The organism is Chryseobacterium sp. PCH239 (genome assembly GCF_018924625.1).
Classification (GTDB): Bacteria; Bacteroidota; Bacteroidia; order Flavobacteriales; family Weeksellaceae; genus Chryseobacterium; species Chryseobacterium cucumeris.
Map to the genome: position 1 here is coordinate 1,712,934 of NZ_CP073027.1, position 18,420 is coordinate 1,731,353.

Annotated in this window: 20 protein-coding genes; 10 read left to right on the forward strand and 10 right to left on the reverse strand. The window is 36.5% G+C overall.

From position 1 onward, the window contains the following. Positions 1-83 precede the first annotated feature (83 nt). The 4 genes from KBP46_RS07755 (at position 84) to dnaJ (ending at position 4,842) form a co-directional block, all read left to right on the forward strand. Entirely contained in the window at positions 84-1,409 is a 1,326-nt protein-coding gene (locus KBP46_RS07755; RefSeq protein WP_216445060.1) for an OmpA family protein, read from the forward strand. Between the two features lie 113 nt (positions 1,410-1,522). Next, positions 1,523-2,857: an Nramp family divalent metal transporter gene (locus tag KBP46_RS07760; protein ID WP_120233139.1), complete on the forward strand. Its 1,335-nt coding sequence runs from the start codon at positions 1,523-1,525 to the stop codon at positions 2,855-2,857. A gap of 228 nt (positions 2,858-3,085) precedes the next feature. Beyond that, complete coding sequence (locus KBP46_RS07765; RefSeq protein WP_062671198.1) at positions 3,086-3,622, forward strand: nucleotide exchange factor GrpE; 537 nt, start codon at positions 3,086-3,088, stop codon at positions 3,620-3,622. A gap of 101 nt (positions 3,623-3,723) precedes the next feature. Further along, the gene (gene dnaJ, locus KBP46_RS07770; RefSeq protein WP_062671200.1) at positions 3,724-4,842 is read left to right on the forward strand and encodes a molecular chaperone DnaJ; all 1,119 of its coding nucleotides are present in this window, start codon (positions 3,724-3,726) and stop codon (positions 4,840-4,842) included. Between the two features lie 138 nt (positions 4,843-4,980). Here the strand turns inward: dnaJ and KBP46_RS07775 are convergent, their stop codons facing one another. Beyond that, on the reverse strand, positions 4,981-5,865 hold the full coding sequence (locus KBP46_RS07775; protein WP_216445061.1) for a DUF808 family protein: 885 nt from the start codon (positions 5,863-5,865) through the stop codon (positions 4,981-4,983). Positions 5,866-6,020: 155 nt separating this feature from the next. Between KBP46_RS07775 and KBP46_RS07780 the strand changes: the two genes are divergently transcribed. Together KBP46_RS07780 and KBP46_RS07785 are read left to right on the forward strand one after the other, a co-directional pair. Further along, positions 6,021-6,515 (forward strand): tetratricopeptide repeat protein, encoded by a 495-nt coding sequence (locus KBP46_RS07780; RefSeq protein ID WP_253297235.1) that lies wholly within the window; start codon positions 6,021-6,023, stop codon positions 6,513-6,515. Positions 6,516-6,538: 23 nt separating this feature from the next. Next, a complete protein-coding gene (locus KBP46_RS07785) occupies positions 6,539-7,408 on the forward strand; it encodes an alpha/beta hydrolase (RefSeq protein WP_216445062.1) in 870 nt (289 codons plus the stop codon). A gap of 278 nt (positions 7,409-7,686) precedes the next feature. Here KBP46_RS07785 and KBP46_RS07790 read toward each other — a convergent pair whose 3' ends face one another. After that, positions 7,687-8,385 carry a DedA family protein gene (locus KBP46_RS07790; protein ID WP_062671210.1) on the reverse strand — a complete coding sequence of 233 codons (699 nt, stop codon included), beginning with the start codon at positions 8,383-8,385 and terminating at the stop codon, positions 7,687-7,689. A gap of 86 nt (positions 8,386-8,471) precedes the next feature. After that, positions 8,472-9,584, reverse strand: coding sequence for a peptide chain release factor 2 (gene prfB / locus KBP46_RS07795; protein WP_062671212.1), 1,113 nt, complete (start codon positions 9,582-9,584; stop codon positions 8,472-8,474). 172 nt (positions 9,585-9,756) lie between these two features. Between prfB and KBP46_RS07800 the strand changes: the two genes are divergently transcribed. Further along, on the forward strand, positions 9,757-10,029 hold the full coding sequence (locus KBP46_RS07800; RefSeq protein ID WP_216445063.1) for a hypothetical protein: 273 nt from the start codon (positions 9,757-9,759) through the stop codon (positions 10,027-10,029). A 1-nt stretch (position 10,030) separates the two neighbouring features. Here the strand turns inward: KBP46_RS07800 and KBP46_RS07805 are convergent, their stop codons facing one another. From KBP46_RS07805 to KBP46_RS07815, 3 genes are read right to left on the reverse strand one after another with little or no spacing between them, the layout of a single operon-like run. Further along, positions 10,031-10,522 (reverse strand): hypothetical protein, encoded by a 492-nt coding sequence (locus KBP46_RS07805; protein ID WP_216445064.1) that lies wholly within the window; start codon positions 10,520-10,522, stop codon positions 10,031-10,033. A 17-nt stretch (positions 10,523-10,539) separates the two neighbouring features. After that, a complete protein-coding gene (locus tag KBP46_RS07810; RefSeq protein ID WP_216445065.1) occupies positions 10,540-11,643 on the reverse strand; it encodes an FAD-binding oxidoreductase in 1,104 nt (367 codons plus the stop codon). A gap of 50 nt (positions 11,644-11,693) precedes the next feature. Then, positions 11,694-13,046, reverse strand: coding sequence for an AAA family ATPase (locus KBP46_RS07815; protein ID WP_120233134.1), 1,353 nt, complete (start codon positions 13,044-13,046; stop codon positions 11,694-11,696). A 116-nt stretch (positions 13,047-13,162) separates the two neighbouring features. On the opposite strand from KBP46_RS07815, the gene KBP46_RS07820 reads away from it, so the two are divergent. The 3 genes from KBP46_RS07820 to KBP46_RS07830 all read left to right on the forward strand — a co-directional run bounded on the left by KBP46_RS07820 (position 13,163) and on the right by KBP46_RS07830 (position 15,689). After that, positions 13,163-14,065: an ABC transporter ATP-binding protein gene (locus tag KBP46_RS07820; protein WP_216445066.1), complete on the forward strand. Its 903-nt coding sequence runs from the start codon at positions 13,163-13,165 to the stop codon at positions 14,063-14,065. A gap of 2 nt (positions 14,066-14,067) precedes the next feature. After that, the gene (locus KBP46_RS07825) at positions 14,068-14,913 is read left to right on the forward strand and encodes an ABC transporter permease (RefSeq protein WP_216445067.1); all 846 of its coding nucleotides are present in this window, start codon (positions 14,068-14,070) and stop codon (positions 14,911-14,913) included. A 125-nt stretch (positions 14,914-15,038) separates the two neighbouring features. Then, a complete protein-coding gene (locus KBP46_RS07830) occupies positions 15,039-15,689 on the forward strand; it encodes a hypothetical protein (protein WP_120233132.1) in 651 nt (216 codons plus the stop codon). Between the two features lie 42 nt (positions 15,690-15,731). On the opposite strand, the gene msrB is transcribed toward KBP46_RS07830, so the two are convergent. The 4 genes from msrB to KBP46_RS07850 form a co-directional block, all read right to left on the reverse strand. Continuing rightward, positions 15,732-16,829 (reverse strand): peptide-methionine (R)-S-oxide reductase MsrB, encoded by a 1,098-nt coding sequence (gene msrB / locus KBP46_RS07835; protein WP_062671612.1) that lies wholly within the window; start codon positions 16,827-16,829, stop codon positions 15,732-15,734. A gap of 17 nt (positions 16,830-16,846) precedes the next feature. Beyond that, on the reverse strand, positions 16,847-17,290 hold the full coding sequence (locus tag KBP46_RS07840) for a DUF417 family protein (RefSeq protein WP_216445068.1): 444 nt from the start codon (positions 17,288-17,290) through the stop codon (positions 16,847-16,849). An 80-nt stretch (positions 17,291-17,370) separates the two neighbouring features. Then, the gene (locus tag KBP46_RS07845; protein WP_062671232.1) at positions 17,371-17,640 is read right to left on the reverse strand and encodes a hypothetical protein; all 270 of its coding nucleotides are present in this window, start codon (positions 17,638-17,640) and stop codon (positions 17,371-17,373) included. Between the two features lie 6 nt (positions 17,641-17,646). Continuing rightward, complete coding sequence (locus KBP46_RS07850) at positions 17,647-18,201, reverse strand: sigma-70 family RNA polymerase sigma factor (protein WP_216445069.1); 555 nt, start codon at positions 18,199-18,201, stop codon at positions 17,647-17,649. Between the last annotated feature and the right edge of the window lie 219 nt (positions 18,202-18,420).

Below are 18,420 nucleotides of genomic sequence, written 5' to 3' on the forward strand. Positions count from 1 at the left end.
TAAAGAAATATTCAAAAAAAAGTGACATTTGGACGGATTTTTGTTTAAATTTATCTCAACATTAATCAAAAAAATTTATTATTATGTCTTTAAATGTCATTGATTTAATTAAAGGACAATTAGGTCCCGCATTGGTTTCACAGGCTGCATCGCAGTTTGGAGAAAGTGAATCTGGTATTTCTAAAGCAATTGGCGGATTATTACCTGCTGTAGTAGGTGGATTAGCCAATAATGCAGATAAACCTGGCGTTGTGGATGCTATTACACAAGCCTCTTCAAGTGGAATTTTAGGAAATTTATTAGGCGGTTCGTCGAGCAGTCCTGTTATTTCAAACTTATTATCTTCTATTTTTGGAGATAAAGTAGGTGCATTAGTTAATTCTATTGCCAGTTTTTCAGGTGTCAGCAATACCTCTGCAGGTTCTTTGTTAAACCTGGTGACTGGAGCTACAGTAGGCACTATTGGAAAATATGCAGCAGACAATAATCTGGGTGCTTCAGGTATTTCCAGCTTACTGCATGATCAGAAAGGCATTATTTCTTCTTTATTGCCTGCAGGTCTTTCTTTGGCTTCCTTTGGATTAGGAGCTGAAAATTGGTTTGGCCAGGCAAAAGAAACGGTTTCTTCAGTAACATCTACTGCTAAAGATAACATCGCTGAAGGTGTAGCTACAGCAAGAGAAAATGTTTCAGAAGGAGCAAGAGAAGTAAGAGAAAGATTTGAAAATAATAACAATAATAATCAAGGCGGAGGTTCAATCTGGAAATGGTTGCTTCCGCTTTTATTATTGATCGCTGCTGCTTATTTCTTATGGAAGCAGTGTGAGAAAAAACAAACCACTACAACCACTACTACAACATCTGATTCTACTGCAACCAGCACAACTACGGATACTGCTGCTACAACAGTAACACCTGCTCCTGCAACAGCTAAAACAGATGAAGATATTGATCTTAATGGAGTGATGTTAAAAGGTTACAAAGGAGGAATGGAAGATCAGATGATTACATTCCTGAAATCCGGAAACTACAAAAATGCAGCTGATGATGCAGCATTGAAAGATAAGTGGTATGACTTCGATCACGTCAATTTCAAAATGGGAAGTGCTACTGAACTTGAAGCAGGTTCACAAGGGCAATTGGATAACTTAGTGGCTATCCTTAAAGCTTTCCCTGATGCAAAAATCAAAATTGGAGGTTATACAGACAAAACCGGAAACGAAGCCAACAATGTAAAACTATCAAAAGCCAGAGCTGAATACATCAAGGCTGCTTTAGTAAAAGCAGGAGTTGGTACTCAGGTTTTAGAAGCTGAAGGCTATGGAAGTAAATTTGCTAAAGTAGATGCAAAAGCTTCTGATGCTGAAAGAGCTGCCGATAGAAAAATGGCTGTAAGATTTGCAAAATAATCTTTAGAGTCAATAAAAATTAGGTCCCGGGAAGCAATTTCCGGGATTTTTTTATGCCATGATTTTTCTGTTTACATTTATTTAATTAAATTTGTTAGTCATTTCTAACATTTATGAATTTCAATATAAAAAACGCTTGGCGAAAAGATAAAACAAACCATTCCTTATCAGAGGTTTATTCATCAATCAAAGTCCCTAAAAATGCAACTTTCTGGAGGAAATATCTTGCATTTGCAGGACCAGGTCTGATGATTGCCGTAGGTTACATGGATCCAGGAAACTGGGCCACAGATATTGCCGGGGGAGCTCAATTCGGTTATACACTCCTTTCGGTCATCCTTATTTCCAATATCTTTGCAATGGTTTTACAGCACTTATCCGTAAAACTTGGTGTTGTTGCAGAAAGAGATCTTGCTCAGGCCTGTAGAGACCACTTCAATCCTACCACTAATTTTATTCTCTGGGTATTCTGTGAAATAGCCATTGCCGCCTGTGATCTCGCTGAGGTCATCGGTTCAGCCATTGCATTAAACCTGTTATTCCATATCCCGCTGACTTGGGGGATTGTCATTACAACAGTGGACGTTTTAATCATTCTTTTACTTCAGTCCAAAGGTTTCCGATGGATAGAGAGTATTGTAGGAGGGCTTATCTTCATTATTCTAGCCTGTTTTGTATATGAAATCATCATTTCGCAGCCTGCTTTTAATGAGATTCTGGGAGGTTTGGTTCCGCAAAAGGAAATTATTCAGAACCCGGCCATGCTTTATATAGCAATCGGGATTTTAGGAGCTACCGTAATGCCACACAATCTGTATCTGCACAGCAGTATTGTACAGACCAGAGATTATACCCGTGATACCGAAGGAAAAAAAGAAGCCATAAAGTTTGCCACCATAGACAGTACCGTTTCATTAATGTTGGCATTTTTCATCAATGCAGCAATTCTTATTCTGGCTGCTGCTACATTCCATACTACAGGTAATGAACATGTGGCGGATATTCATGATGCCTATAAAATGTTAACTCCTATTCTGGGAGCTTCTATGGCCAGTATTGCATTTGCCATTGCTTTATTAGCATCCGGGCAAAATTCAACATTAACTGGAACTCTTGCCGGACAGATCGTCATGGAAGGCTTCCTGAATATCAGATTAAAACCATGGCTGAGACGATTGATCACCAGACTTATTGCTGTAATTCCGGCACTTATTGTTGCCATTCTTTACGGAGAACAGGGAACAACTGAATTATTGGTTTTAAGCCAGGTAATTCTTTCCATGCAGCTTAGTTTTGCAGTTGTTCCATTGGTGATGTTTACCAATGACAAAGCTAAAATGGGAGAATTTGTCAATAAACCATTCCTGAAAGTCTGTGTATGGATTATTTCCATCATTATCATTGTTCTAAATCTGTACCTTTTGTACCAGACGTTTACAGGAGAATAGAAAATATAACTATAGTTTTAAAATTGACTATTGGACATTCTTTAGTGAATAGTCAATGGTCAATTTTTGCTTCGCAAAGTCAATTATCAATCCCTCCCCGCAACAAATTCACAAGCAAAACGAATTGACGTATTCACGATTCACCACTACTCCCTTTTTCTGCCTTAATGTCCAGATTTTAGATTTGGCAGGCTCTTTGTCAAACAATCAGTAAATAAATATTGAATTATGGAAAACCAGGATATTAACGAAGAAAGCATCAATAATCAGGAAGAAAACAATGTTCAGAATGACGCAACGTCTCAGGACAATGTGACAGTTACTCCTTCTCCAGAGGAACTTTTGGCAGAAGAGAAAGACCGTTACATCAGATTGTATGCTGAATTCGAAAACTATAAAAAAAGAACAAGCAAAGAGAAGATCGAATTCTTCCAGTATGCCAACCAGGAAATGATGGTTTCAATGTTAGGAGTTTTGGATGATTTTGAAAGAGCTTTAAAAGAAATCGCTAAAAATGGAAATCCGGCTGACCTGCAAGGTGTGGAACTTATCTATCAGAAATTCAAGAATAAACTTACCGAAAAAGGACTAAAAACAATGGAAGTAAAGGCTGGTGACAGCTTTAATGTTGATTTCCATGAAGCGATTACTCAAATCCCTGCTCCATCGGAAGATTTGAAAGGAAAAATCGTAGACGTTATTGAAACAGGATATACTTTAAATGATAAAGTGATCCGTTTTGCAAAAGTAGTAACAGGAAATTAAAATTCATAAATGATAAATGGTGAGTGATAATTGATAAATGTTTCACTTATTAGCTTTACAATATCTTTTATCATTTATCAACAATCAATTATAAAGTTGTCATGTCAAAAAGAGATTATTACGAGGTTCTTGAGATCAGCAAATCTGCATCGGCCGACGAAATAAAGAAAGCATACCGTAAAATGGCCATCAAATTTCACCCGGATAAAAATCCGGGAGATAAAGAGGCTGAAGAAAAATTTAAAGAAGCTGCTGAAGCTTACGAAGTTCTGAGCGACGATCAGAAACGTGCAAGATACGACCAGTTCGGACATGCCGGAATGGGTGGAAATGGTGGTTTCGGAGGCGGAGGCTTCGGAGGCGGAATGAACATGGAAGATATTTTCAGCCAGTTTGGAGATATTTTCGGTGGTGGTTTCGGAGGATTCGGTGGTGGCGGTGGAGGCCGTCAGCAGGTGAAGGGTTCTAATTTAAGAATCAGAATCAAGCTGAACCTTGAGGAAATGGTAAATGGTACTCAGAAAACCATCAAAGTAAAGAAAATGAAGATGGCGGAAGGTGCCACTTCAAAAACATGTCCTACCTGTAACGGTTCCGGTGTTCAGTTAAAAGTAATGAATACCATGTTTGGTCAAATGCAGACTCAAACTACATGTAGTACTTGTCAGGGAATTGGAAAAGTTGCTGACAAAATTCCTGCAGGAGCCAATGCACAGGGACTTATCAAAGATGAAGAGGAAATCGCAATCAACATTCCGGCAGGAGCAAGAGACGGTATCCAGCTTAATGTAAGAGGAAAAGGTAATGATGCTCCATTTGGAGGTGTTCCGGGAGATCTATTGGTGATCATTGAAGAGGAAGTAGATCAAACGATCAAGAGAGAAGGTGATAATCTTCACCAGGAATTATATGTTTCATTTGCTGAAGCTGCTTTAGGAACGAAGAAAGAAATTCCTACCGTAGGCGGAAAAGTAAAAATTACCGTTGATCCGGGAACTCAATCCGGAAAAATCTTGAGATTAGCCGGAAAAGGGCTTCCAAGTATCGACAGCTATGGTAAAGGAGACATGTTCATCCACATCAATGTCTGGACTCCACAGAAGCTTACCAAGGACCAGAAAGAATTCTTTGAAAAGCAGATGTCCAGCGGAGAAATGGTTGCAGAACCATCCGGAAAAGAAAAAACTTTTTTTGATAAAGTAAAAGATTTATTCAATTAGTATAGAAAAAGAGACTTTTTACAGGTCTCTTTTTTGTTTAACGTTCAAAGTTTTATATTCAAAGTTTAAATCTAATCATAAAAAATCCTGCACTCTCTCGAGTACAGGATTTTTTGGTTATTTAATTCTAATTCTGTTTTATTTTTTTGTTGCCAGGGAATAGATTCCTTTTCCTAAAGTGAAGACAGCAACCGCTGCCAATCCGCCAGCAACTCCAAGTGTAAGCTCTTTCAAAACATCCGGCCAGGTTGGTAATATGCCATGGAAAAATTCGATCCTATGCAGAAAAATTCCACCAGCAACCATTATTAAAGCAATTGTTCCTACGACTCCTAATATTTTAATAACAATAGGTAAAGCCTTCACTAATAGATGTCCAAGTCCTCCGAAAAAGCCTTTATCCTTACTTTTCTTTATTAATCTAAACCCAGCATCATCCATTCTTACGATCAAAGCTACAATTCCATACACTCCAACAGTAGCAATAAATGCAACCAGACTTGTTACTAAAATCTGCGTAATGAAAGGATGACTTTCTTCCAATACGGTTCCTAAAGCAATAATAACAATCTCGATGGATAAAATAAAATCAGTTGTAATTGCCGATTTTACTTTCTCTTTTTCAATTTCTTCAGAACTTTTTTCGTCTTCTTCAATTTCCTCTATAACTTCATGCCCCTTTTTGTCACGGTGAAAAAGAAATTCTATAACTTTTTCAACGCCTTCAAAGGCCAGATAGAATCCTCCAAGGATCAATACATAATTAATAGCCGGAGCATATAACCAATTAAGTAAAAAAACGATAGGAAGAATAATCAGTTTATTGATAAATGATCCTTTGGTAATTGCCCATAAAACGGGAATTTCCCTTGAGGAAAGAAAGCCAGTGGCTTTTTCTGCATTTACAGCCAGATCGTCTCCTAAAATTCCTGCTGTCTTTTGGGTAGCAACCTTACTGGTAACCGCTACATCATCCATCAATGCTGCAATATCATCCAAAATTGCAAAAAAGCCTGATGCCATATTTTAATATTTTTTTAATCTTTGTTAAGTTCAGCAAAAATAATTATTTAATTCCGTTTTTGGATTCATAATCTAACAATTATTTTGAAAATTATACGAACCTTTCAACAATCCTTCACTTTCAATATTTTATATCTTTGTTTAAAATCTATTGGATGAATAAAAACTGGGAAAATCAATTACAAAGTATATGGCTAAAACTTGGAACCATAAACAGTGAAGAGTTTATTGAGCAAATTAAAGATCATGTAGAATTACTTACAGAAAAGGATTCCCAGGCTATTGCTGATTTTGAAAGAGCCTGTGCTTTTGATTCCACCGGGCACGAAAAGGAAGCAGAACCTTTGTACAGATCAGCATTAGAAAAAGGATTAACTGGCTTACGAAGAAGAAGAGCAAGAATTCAGCTCGCAAGCACCTTAAGAAATAATGGAAAAATAGAAGAAAGTATCCATATTTTAAGGGAGGAAAAAGCCCACTATTCTGATGAACTGGATGATGCGGTAGATTCTTTTTTAGCACTGTCCCTTTCTTCAGCCGGGAAATATGAGGAAGCATTATCATTAACTTTAAAGGCACTTTCCAACCATCTGCCAAGATACAACCGGTCTGTTTACAATTATGCCAAGGGTCTGCATAATGAATTGTAATAATATTTTTTTATTTTTACTTTATGAAAAAACTCATTCTCCGGTATCATTTTTTCGCTATGGGATGTGTTGGCTTCGTGCTGCAGTCTTGTAATACTAAATTCAGAGTTTGGGTAGGTCCCGGCGGACAACAGAAGATTTACAATCTGAAATATGGGGAACATAAAAGACAGAAAATGGATGTTTTTCTTCCCAAAGATTATTCTGAAAATTCTCCTGTTGTACTTATCGTTCATGGTGGTGCCTGGACTTTGGGTAAAAAAGAGCATATGATCCAGGTTCAGAAAATGCTTTTTCAAAACAACATTCCGAGTATCAATATGAATTACAGGTTTGTTTCTACCAAAGAAAAGATCACTTATAAACAACAGCTTGAAGATATTGGGCTTGCCATTGAAAAATTCAACTCTTTAGCAGAAAAAGCAGAGCTTCAACCCAACAATTACATTCTTCTGGGAGAAAGTGCCGGTGGCCATCTAGCCTTACTTTATGGTTACCAGCATCCTGAACAAATAAAAAAAATAATCTCCTTAAGCGGACCAACAGATTTTTACAGCTCTGAATATCTTAAATCTTTTTATTCAAAATATACCTCTCCTACTTTTCAAAAGGTAGTAGGAACTAAGTTTGACCGGAAAAACGTTTCTGAAGCTTTTAAGGAAGCCAGCCCTATTGCTAATATTACAGATGTTCCGACCATGTTATTTCAGGGAAATAATGATGTACTGGTAAATCAACACCAGGGAATTGCGATGGACTCTGCGCTTACCAAGATGAACGTTCCACACAAATTTATTTTTATGAAAGGAGCCGGGCATGCACCCAGATTTTTCAGTAAAAGAAAAAGAGACAGCATTATCTATCCTAATATTCTGGAATGGATTAAAAAGTAAAGGTGTCTAAGAGAATTTTTTTGATTATTAAACGCAAAGGATAATAATTACAACACATCATTGTAAAAAAGCAAAGAAGTCGTGACTTTGTCACTGATGAAGCTCACGAATATATATCCATACGCTTAGAAAGAATCAATTTCATTGATTCCTACCTTTGCTCTCTCAAAATAATACTCAATACAAATTAATCTTTGCGTTTAAAAAATTTATTGATAAGCAATAAAAAAGCCATCTCATGATTGAGACGGCTCTATATTTTTGATTGAATTCTTTATCTATTCAAAGTCCTGATCTTCATATTTTTTTGAAAGGTCTTCTTTTTTTCCGAAAACAAACTTGAAGATGACCGGAAGTGTCGTTACCAATACAATGACGATAATGATATATTCCAGTTTCTGTTTTAGATTGATTCCAAACTGGTCCATGAAAAGTTTATCCAGATAATGCCCTGCAAAGATCAAAATGAATGACCATAATACAGCTCCAATAATATTATCTCTTAAAAACTCTTTTTTATCCATTTTTACAATACCTGCCACAATGGGTGTAAAAGTTCTTACAACCGGTAAGAATCTTGCCATAATAACTGCTAATGCACCATGTTTTTCAAAGAAATCGTGGGCCTGATAAAGGTATTTCTTCTTAAAAAGCATTGAATCCGGTCTTTTATATAAAGCAGGACCTGCTTTTCTCCCGAAATAATATCCAACTTCATTTCCAATAACAGCAGCAAGAGCTACACCAGAAGCTAATATTGTAGTATCTAGGAAATCGCTCCCTGTAGAGCCAAAAGTCTCTTTGATGATTTCAACAGCATAAATTCCCGAAACGAACAGTAGTGAATCTCCAGGTAGAAAAAATCCTACAAAAAGACCTGTTTCAGCAAAAACAATAAACAAAATCAGCCAAAACCCTCCCATTTTTATATAAAACTCCGGGTTTAATAAATCCTTCCAGCTATTGAAATCTTCCATAAATATCGATGAACAACAAAAGTAAGTCTAAAATGTCTGAAACAAAAATTAATTATAAGATTTTAACTAAAATTCAAACATGATTTTTATAAGTCCAGATCATCATCGGAAACTGCCGTTCCATCGGCCATTAAGAATGCTTTCAGGAATGGGGTAATATTTCCGTTCATTACGGCATCCACATCTGAAGTTTCATGACCGGAACGTACATCTTTTACCAGTTTGTATGGATGCATGACGTAGTTTCTGATCTGGCTTCCCCACTCAATCTTCATTTTATTGGCTTCAATCTCATTTCTGGCTTTCATACGCTCTTCCAGTTCCATTTCGTAAAGTCTTGAACGAAGGAGCTGCATGGCCTTTTCTTTATTCTGAAGCTGAGAACGGGATTCTGAGTTTTCAATGATAATTCCTGTAGGAGCGTGGCGAAGACGTACAGCCGTTTCCACCTTGTTTACGTTCTGTCCTCCGGCTCCGGAAGCTCTCATGGTTTCAAAGCTGATATCGGCAGGATTGATGTTGATTTCAATGGTATCATCCACCAAAGGATAAACATATACCGAAACAAAACTGGTATGGCGTTTCGCATTACTGTCAAAAGGAGAAATCCTTACCAAACGGTGTACTCCGTTTTCACCTCTTAAATATCCAAAAGCAAATTCGCCTTCAATTTCAAGGGTAACAGTCTTCACACCTGCTACATCTCCTTCCTGGAAGTTAAGTTCACGGATTTTATAGCCTTGTTTTTCTGCCCACATGGTATACATTCTCATCAGCATAGCTGCCCAGTCACAACTTTCTGTTCCTCCTGCTCCTGCTGTAATCTGAAGTACTGCAGAAAGTTCGTCCCCTTCATTGGAAAGCATATTTTTGAATTCCAGGTCTTCAATTTTTTCTACCAATTGCGGGAAAGTCTCATCCAGTTCTTTTTCAGAATCCGGATCTTCTTTAGCAAAATCAGCCAAAACCTGTAAATCTTCAAACTGTGTCTGAATTTCGTCATAACTTTCTACCCATTTTTTCTTGGAACGAAGCTGTTTTAGAAATGCTTCAGCAGTTTTTGGATTATCCCAAAATTCGGGTGCCGCAGTTTTTTCATCATCATTGGCTATTTCAATCTTCTTTTTTTCAATCTGAAGGTATCTGTGTAAGTCTTCAATTCTGGATTGAACTTCTTTTATCTGGTCGTTGTTAATCACGAATGTTTCTTTTTTGCAAAAATAAGGAATTCTTTTAGAGTGGAGAGGTGCGGGGTTAAAGTTCGGGCTTAAAGTTTTGAATCCGAGGTTCGGGTTCCGGGACGTAGAGTTCAGGTTTGAATTTATGGAATGTAAATTATCCTTTATATTTATATTTTAAAACAGGTTTAAAATGGATATCAATGATTGGATCAATGAGCGTAATGGAAATTTTGCTCAGTTAAAGAAGCTTATTATTTCAATGAATTTAATGCCCGGTCTTTCTAAAAACAGTTTTAATCACTTAACAGAAAAACTTCTTCAACAGCTGGAAAAAGGGGCTGATCAGGAAAAGCTGGAAACTATTATAGAAACCGAGTTGGGTGTCACTTACGGTCTTTACAGGTCTGAGTTTAGTGCCGAAGATGTAGCAAGAGATATTTTAAAGTGGTGGGAAAACGGCTAAATCACTCTTTGATAATTTCAGCGTCAAAGCTTCTTCTAAGATATTCTTTTGCTTGTTTACTTTCCGATTTGAACCCTGCCATAGTTAAAGCGTAGACAAACAAGAGCATACCCAGAGGAAGAAAAAGTTCTACTGATATTTCTTTTTCCCTTATAGTTTTTATAGAGACACCTATGAAGAAAATCAGGGCAAATGAGCACCAGACTATTAAGAAAAAGAAGACAAAAGCATGTAATGACATGGTCACCTGTATTTGGGTTCCATTATTTTCATTTTGAATTTTACCGTTGATCTGAGGAAGAAAAGAGTTTCTGTATTGTATCACTCTGCTTATTTCAAAGCTATTATTATAGATAGATCCTTCATATTCTTTGATATAATTTTTCCCCAAACCAAATTTTTTAGGTTCTACAAAACCAGAAAGTCTTGTTAAAACTTCCTTTTCAGACAAATTTGTTTTGTAAGTAATACGTTCAAAGGGTAAGTATTTCATGTTTCCCAACGTTGTAATTATATCATTTCTGCCACCATTTCACCTATCTTCGGGGCCAGGGCCACTCCCATTCCGGAAAGTCTTACCGCGCAAAACTGTCTTTCTGAAAGCTGTTTTACAATGGGCGATTTTTCTTCACCCATAGCCATGATTCCTGACCAGCGGAGGGCAATTTTAAAATCTTTATGAGGAAGTATGACTTCTTTTAAAAAGTTTTCTAAATGATTCTGCAGAAATTCTGTCGTTTCAAAAGCTGTTGTTTCTTCTGTCTTAAAATCCTGATTTCTTCCGCCACCCAGTAATATTCTGTTTCCTATATTTCTGAAATAATAATAGCCTTCATCATAATGAAAAGTACCTTTAAGTTTTAAACCGTCTACTGGTTCTGTCAGGAGAACCTGTCCGCGGGCAGGAATGATATTCTCTTTTTCCAGAAATTTTGAAGTGAATGCATTGGTACAATAAATAAGCTGGTCGGCGATTACAGAAAGATCTGTTGAAAGCTGCACCTCAACTTTGTCCGTTTCTTCAATATTTTGAACTTCCGTTCCAAATAAAAACTCAATTTTCAGTTCGTGGCATTTCTCCAGTAGTTTCTGTACTAACTTTCCGGAGTGAAGACCTCCTTCACAGGGATTTTCAATCAGGAATTCAGATTTTCCAAGTCCGAATTCCTTTATTTTATTCTGTTTTAAAGTATAAGTCTGATCCAGTCCGGTTATTGTTTTCAGTTTTTTATTTACAGCATCAATCTGGGTTAAAGGCTCTTCAGTGTTTACAATTTCATAACCTCCATTCAGTTCAAAATCAATTTCATCATGTTTAAAATAATGCTGGATTTTCTGAAGTCCGTTAAATCTCATTGTAACAAGCTCCAGTGTTTTTTCCCAGCCCATTTTCTCAGAATCGGCAATCACTTCGGTAAGACTTCCAAAGCAGGCAAACCCGGCATTTCTTGTGGAAGCACCCAATGGAATAGTATTCCGTTCAATAATAAGAACAGATTTTTCAGGATACTTCTCCTTTATGGATATAGCTGTCCAAAGCCCGGAAAACCCCGCACCAATAATGATGATATCTCTTTTTCTGTAGAATGTATCCAATTCCCAAATACTGTTCATAAATAATGAGTAATTAGGTAATGAGTAATTTTTATAAAACCTTAAACAGTTTATCCTTTATCTCCTTCTTCATTATGCTGGAATCCGATTGCTCTTTGCGGCTCTTCGACAACTCTGTAGGTTTCCAGTTCATTTTTCAGAGCCTGAATCCTAAACCTGAAGTCATCAAAATTATTGATAATGGCATCCGCAAGAAATCTAGCTACCTGATCAAGATATTCTTCGGTAAGTTTTGACCCGGCATCCCTCAGCGCACTCTCCAAAAGTTTCTGATCAATTTTCAGCTTTTCGTTTCTGGTTCTCTGATAAAGGTTTTTAATTCTTTTCTTTAAACTTTGGGTAAAGTCTATCAGCATAGTGTTACTGAAGGCTTTCATCTTTGAAGAGATTTCATGCCAGAAAGGAACCTTATCAGCTTTGTTATTTTTAAGTATTTTGTAGAGTAAAGAATCTTCTTCCAATCCTCTGGTCATGGCATAAAGAATGATTTCCGAGCGCTCAGAAGCATTGGGAGGAAAAATAGGAATCAACACATCAAATCTTCCGGGCGCCAGAATTTCCTCATCAATTTCAGCCACAGAATTAGCTGAACCTACCATTAAAACACCTTCTTTTTCAAATTTTCCAATGTAATGCAGAATCAGCTCCTGAGCCTCAAGATTGCAGGAAGCAATATCTGTTTCCGCCCTTCTCTGCATCATAATTTCATCGAAATCATCCATAAAAAGAAGCATTTTGTTTTCCTTCATCATGCTCACCAGGAAATCACTGAAATTGATCTCATTTCCATCAATCAGCGAAGTTCCCAAATAGTGTTTTTTAACTTCTTTAAACTGATATCCGATGATTTCAGCAATTTTATTGGCCCAGAATATCTTACCGCTTCCCGGAGGTCCGTACAGAATAATCCCCGCAGGTTTGTTGATGCCCCAGTCTTTGATCTGCTGTGGATTCAGGAAGGGTTCCAGAACAGTGGATGTATAAAAGAAAAGGTCTCTGTACCCTATAAAATCTCTTTGCTGAAGGCTGGTTTTATGCCCAAAATAATCGTAGACAAACTGATAATTCCCTCCAAGTTTGTTATCAATTCCATAGCTTGATATGGAGGATTTGAAAAAACCATTATCGAAAATATTGAGATTATTGTCTTTAATCACCTTTTCCACCTTATCTTTTGGCTGCTTAATGACTTCGGCAATCTGTTCCAACGTTTTATTTTTATCAAGATCTTTTTCATATAACCTCAAAAAATCTACATTCTCACGGGCAAATTTTTCAAAATCTTCTTTTACGTCAAAATTTGTACTGACACAGTCTACCAGTTCAAGATCAAAATCCTGGATAAACTGTTTTATGGCTTCTGCAGATACATTTAATTCTTCTGCCAGTTCAATTAGCTTCATAACTGTTGATTAATTCTATCAAATTTAATGTATTTGTCCATAAATTAATATTGATTTATGATAATTCTGTAACATTCTCTAATTTATATAGACTACTACTATGTAAAACAAATTACATGGAAAAGATTTTATCAGTAAAAAATTTGACGAAAAAATTCAAAAGAGTTGTGGTGAACAATATTTCTTTTGATGTCGAAAGAGGAAATGTTTATGGCCTTTTGGGTCCGAACGGAAGCGGAAAGTCCACTACTTTCGGGATGCTGCTTTCAACCATCAATCCCACCAGCGGAGACTGGTTCTGGTTTGGAAAAAAAGGAACTGATCCTGACACCTTAAAAAAGATCGGAGCAATTATCGAACAGCCTAACTTTTATCCTTATTTAAGCGCAGAAACCAACCTTAAGATTGTCGCTGAAATTAAGCAAGCACCCTATTCAAGGATTGACGAAGTGCTGAAGACCGTTAATCTGTACGAAAGGAGAAAAGATACTTTCAAAACTTTTTCTTTGGGAATGAAACAGCGTCTTGCCATAGCTTCAGCGATGCTCAACAATCCTGAAGTGATGATATTGGATGAACCTACCAATGGACTGGATCCTGAAGGAATCATTCAGATCAGACAAATCATCAGCAATATTGCCAAACAGGGAATCACCATTATCATTGCAAGCCATCTTCTGGATGAAATTGAGAAAATCTGCAGCCACGTGATTGTATTAAAAGAAGGAAATTCCATCTACTGTGGAAGAGTGGATGAAATGACTTCCAATAATGGATATTTTGAACTGAAAGCTGATAATAACACATTGCTGTTAAATGCTTTGAATGAACTTCAGTGGTTCTCTTCCATTCATCAGGAAGGAGATCTTATCAAAGCCCAGATCCGTGATGATGCTTCTGTTTCAGCTTCAGCGATGAATCAGAAACTGGCAGAGAAAGGAATCTATCTTTCCCACTTGACCAAGAAAAAACTGTCTCTTGAATCTCAATTCCTTGAACTTGTAAAAAACACTAATTAATCATGATCAAATTATTAAAACTGGAATACTACAAAAACCTTAACTATCAACCGTTTAAGGTTTTCACTATACTCTATTTCGCCATTCTTATTGCGCTGCTTTTCATAGGATTGGTTGACTTTGATATTTTTGGAGGAACCATTAACTTAAAAGAACAGGGGATTTACAATTTCCCGGAAATCTGGAACTTCACCACATGGATTGTTGCCTTACTGAAAATTTTCCTGGGACTGATCATTGTTTTCTCTATTTCACAGGAATTCAGTAACCGGATGTTCAAACAGAATACCATTGATGGATTGAGCAGAAAGGAATTCATCACTTCAAAATTACTGACAATAAGTATTTTCACTATTGTTTCAACAGCCATTGTATTGGGTATTACTTTGTTTCTAGGATATCAATATTCGAAGACAACAGAATCTACAAAGGTTTTTGCTGAGATGTTCTTTATTGGAAATTACCTGGTAAAACTATTTACGTTCTTCTGTTTCTTAATGTTCCTTTCTATTTTACTGAGGAAATCTGTGTTTGTATTTCTTGCTCTCTTTATTTTCTGGATTGGTGAGGGAATTTTAAAGGCTCTTGAAGTCTATTCAAAAGTAAAAGGAATGCAGGGGCCCCAAAGAAATGAGGTTCTTCAAAATGATTTTTTCATCTCGCATCTTTTACCACTGGAAAGTATGTCTAACCTTATTCCCAATCCGATGATCAGATTGGATATGGCAAAAATGATGGGATTAAAATATGAATTCCACTACCCTACAGAAAGCCTTATCGCCTGTCTGGTGTGGTGTGGTGTTTTTATATTCGGTTCGTACTGGATTCTGAGAAAAAGAGATTGGTAGATGGTAATATCTGGAATTTAAAGATTTAAAAATTACAATATTTAAAGATTATTTTTTAAGTGGTTCGTTTTCGGATCACTTTTTTTTGGCTTAAAATTTTCATTCGGTACTATCAAAAACCAGCCATGAAAAAAATATACTACTTTCCAGGATTGATCAGCGCCTTGCTGATTCCTGTTTTGTTTTGGTATTATGGAAGCCAAAAGTCTGAAGATATTAACGTTTCTGTGATAGATATTGGACTTCCTGCCAAAGAAAGAGAAGGGAGTAAAAATACATTTGAAAGTTTTGAAACTTACAGAAACTGGGATTACAAAAAAATAAAAATAGTCCCCGGTACTGCCAAAGAAAATTCAAAATCATATGTTTCTGAACTGAAAAAGCTTCAGGAAAGAAATGAGAAAGAGTCTGGTATTGAGTTTATTTTAGATCAAAATAATAGCTATGGTGATTTTGTCTCTGTTTTGAATGATCTGGCAATTGCCAAACAGGAACAATATGCCGTTGACCTGGAGAAAACAGGACATATTTTTGCGGGTTATAGCTATATTGATCCTAAGGTGCAATATCCTGAATATGAATGTTTACTTTGTAATGATACTATAGATTGGGGGCCAGCAGAAACTATGAATGCTTTTGAATCTACCTGCTATGGGCAAATCTTTAACCTGTTTACAACCGCTTCCAAAGAAACTTCCTACATTATTTTCGGGTTTCTTATATTTCTGAATATATCCATGTTCAGCATTAAGGAAAGATTTCAATTGCACTATTAATTCAAAATAAAAAGGCTGCCAAATGGCAGCCTTCCTTTCACATTACTTTTTATCTAACAACGGAAGATATTTTCCGTATCCTTTTGTTTCCATTTCAGCTTTCGGAATAAACTTCAGAGAAGCACTGTTGATACAGTAACGAAGTCCTCCTTTATCCTGCGGCCCGTCTGTGAAAACGTGTCCCAAGTGGGCATCTCCCGTTTTACTTCTTACTTCTACTCTATCCATACCATGGGAACGGTCCAGCTTTTCATCAATCAAACCTTTGGTAATCGGTTTGGAGAAACTTGGCCATCCGCATCCGGATTCAAATTTATCGGTAGAAACAAACAAAGGTTCTCCTGTGGTAATATCTACATAAATTCCTTCACGGGTTTCGTTCCAGTATTCATTCTGGAAAGGTCTTTCGGTGCCGTTTTCCTGGGTAACATTATATTGTTCTGCTGTCAGTTTTTCTTTTAAAACTTTTTTATCCTGCTTTTGATAAGCCGGTTTTGGAAGCGGGTTGGCTTTTTTGGCCATTTCAAAAAGTCCCGGTTCAATATGGCAGTAACCGCCTGGATTTTTATCCAGATAATCCTGATGATAGTCTTCCGCTCTGTAGAAATTTTTCAATGGAATAGTTTCTACGACTACGGGTTTATTATAATTCTTTGCCAGCTTCTGAACTTCATCTTTTACCACCGCTTCATCCGTTTTATCAGTGAAATAAATTCCTGTTCTGTACTGGTTTCCTCTGTCATTTCCCTGCTGATCCTTGCTTGTAGGATCAATGGTTTTAAAATACAGATCAATCAATAGTTTCAGATCTACCTGTTCAGGATCATATTTTACTTTTACGGTTTCTGCGAAACCTGTTGTATGGCTTACGACTTCTTCATAAGTAGGATTTTTGGTATTACCGTTGGCATAACCAACTTCTGTTCCTACAACACCACGAATTTGTTGAAAAAAATGTTCTGTTCCCCAGAAACATCCACCTGCAAAATAAATCTCTCTAACGTTTTTGTTATCCATAATTTTCTCATTTTCTTTTTTTACTTCCACTACATCAGGCCTGTTCTTTTTGAAGAGCCCGGATCCCGCAGCAAAGACTGCTATACCCAGAATGATTCCGAGTACAATTAATATATTTTTCATTTTTACCTTTTTATTCATTACTTATTATTTTGAACGATCATGAATCCAAATCCTAAAAGCATAAGGTCTTTTAAAATAAAGAAATCCGTCACAGGAACTCCGTCCACTATTTTCCATATTCCCGGTGTTGTAAACAAATAGCTTAATGTCACCAGAAAGGTTACGATCATTCCTATCCCTGCATACTTTTTCAATACAGCAAATTTCGCACTAAATATCAGGAGTAAGGCAATGATAATTTCTATCGCTCCGATAAGATTTGACACTGTCTGGACACTTATAATTTTATATACGAAAAAAGTTAAGAAATGGTTTTCTACCAAAGGTTTTATTGCAGCTGCTTCTGTGGGAGTGAATTTGAAAATACCAATCCACAGTAAAATAAGTGCTGCTCCGAAAAGCGAAATATAATACCCGATTCGGATTAATTGATTTTTAGATTCCTGTACTGTTCCGACCATATTTTTAAGATTTTAAATGAATACTTTATTGTTTTCAAAAGTATAGTCGGTGCTATTTTAAAATCCTGACAGAAATTATCCTAAAAATTTAATTTATCGATCATTTTATTTTTAAAGTCCTGAATTTCAGAATCATTAATTTCAGTTTCTTTTTCAGAAAAAGTCTTTTTAAAAGCTTTATCCAGAAGAGCCAGCTTTTCATTGTACATCCTGCACCATTTACAGATCATCAGGTGCATGCTGAGCATCCTGTTTTCTCTGGCAGAAATAGATTGGGCATTCCTTTTTTCCATCAGTAAAGTAGCTTCACTGCACGGTAAAAATAATATATGTAGTATTCTTCGTATCATGATTTCTTATGATTTTGAAAACCAGTTAAACTCCAGACATTCTCTGAGCTGCATGCGGCTTCTCTGCAAAATCTTCCAAAGATTAGTCGTAGAAACGTCTAATTCCTGACTTACTTCCGGTGCTTTTTTTTCTTCGATATAATACATTTTCAACAGAATCTTCCATTTGGAGGGCAATTCCTCAATGCACTCTTCAAGTGTTTTATTAAAATCCTTGTTGTCTAAAAGCTCATCTTCCTCTCCTGATACATTCCAGTCATTTAAAACATCATTATTTTTCCATGATCCGGTTTCATCAAAAAAATGATCAAGTCGGATATTGGGTTCCGATTTGTATTTTTTCCGATAAAAATCGGCCACTTTTCTATTCAGAATAGCCATCAGCCACGTAAGCGCATTACTTTTCCCTTCAAAAGAATCATAAGCAGAATAAGCTGCAAGAAAAACTTCCTGAACCACATCCTGTGCATCTTCTTTATTCGAAAGTACATACAGTGCCCGCTTCAAAAGCGGCCCTGAATACTGTTCTATCCAGCTTTTCAGCTCTTCATCTTTTGTCATTGAAAGTGTTTTGCCTTATCTAAGATCATAGCGAAGGTAGTAAGTTAAGCCGGAAAATGCAAAACAAGATAGATTATTACAAATTATAGCCGTCTCAAACCTCGCAGGTTTTGAAAACCCGTGAGGTTTTAGGACACATCCATATCCAAAGCCGGGCACCATTCAAAACATAGCATAAAATTATTACAAATCGCTTAAAAATAGTAAATTTGCATCTTA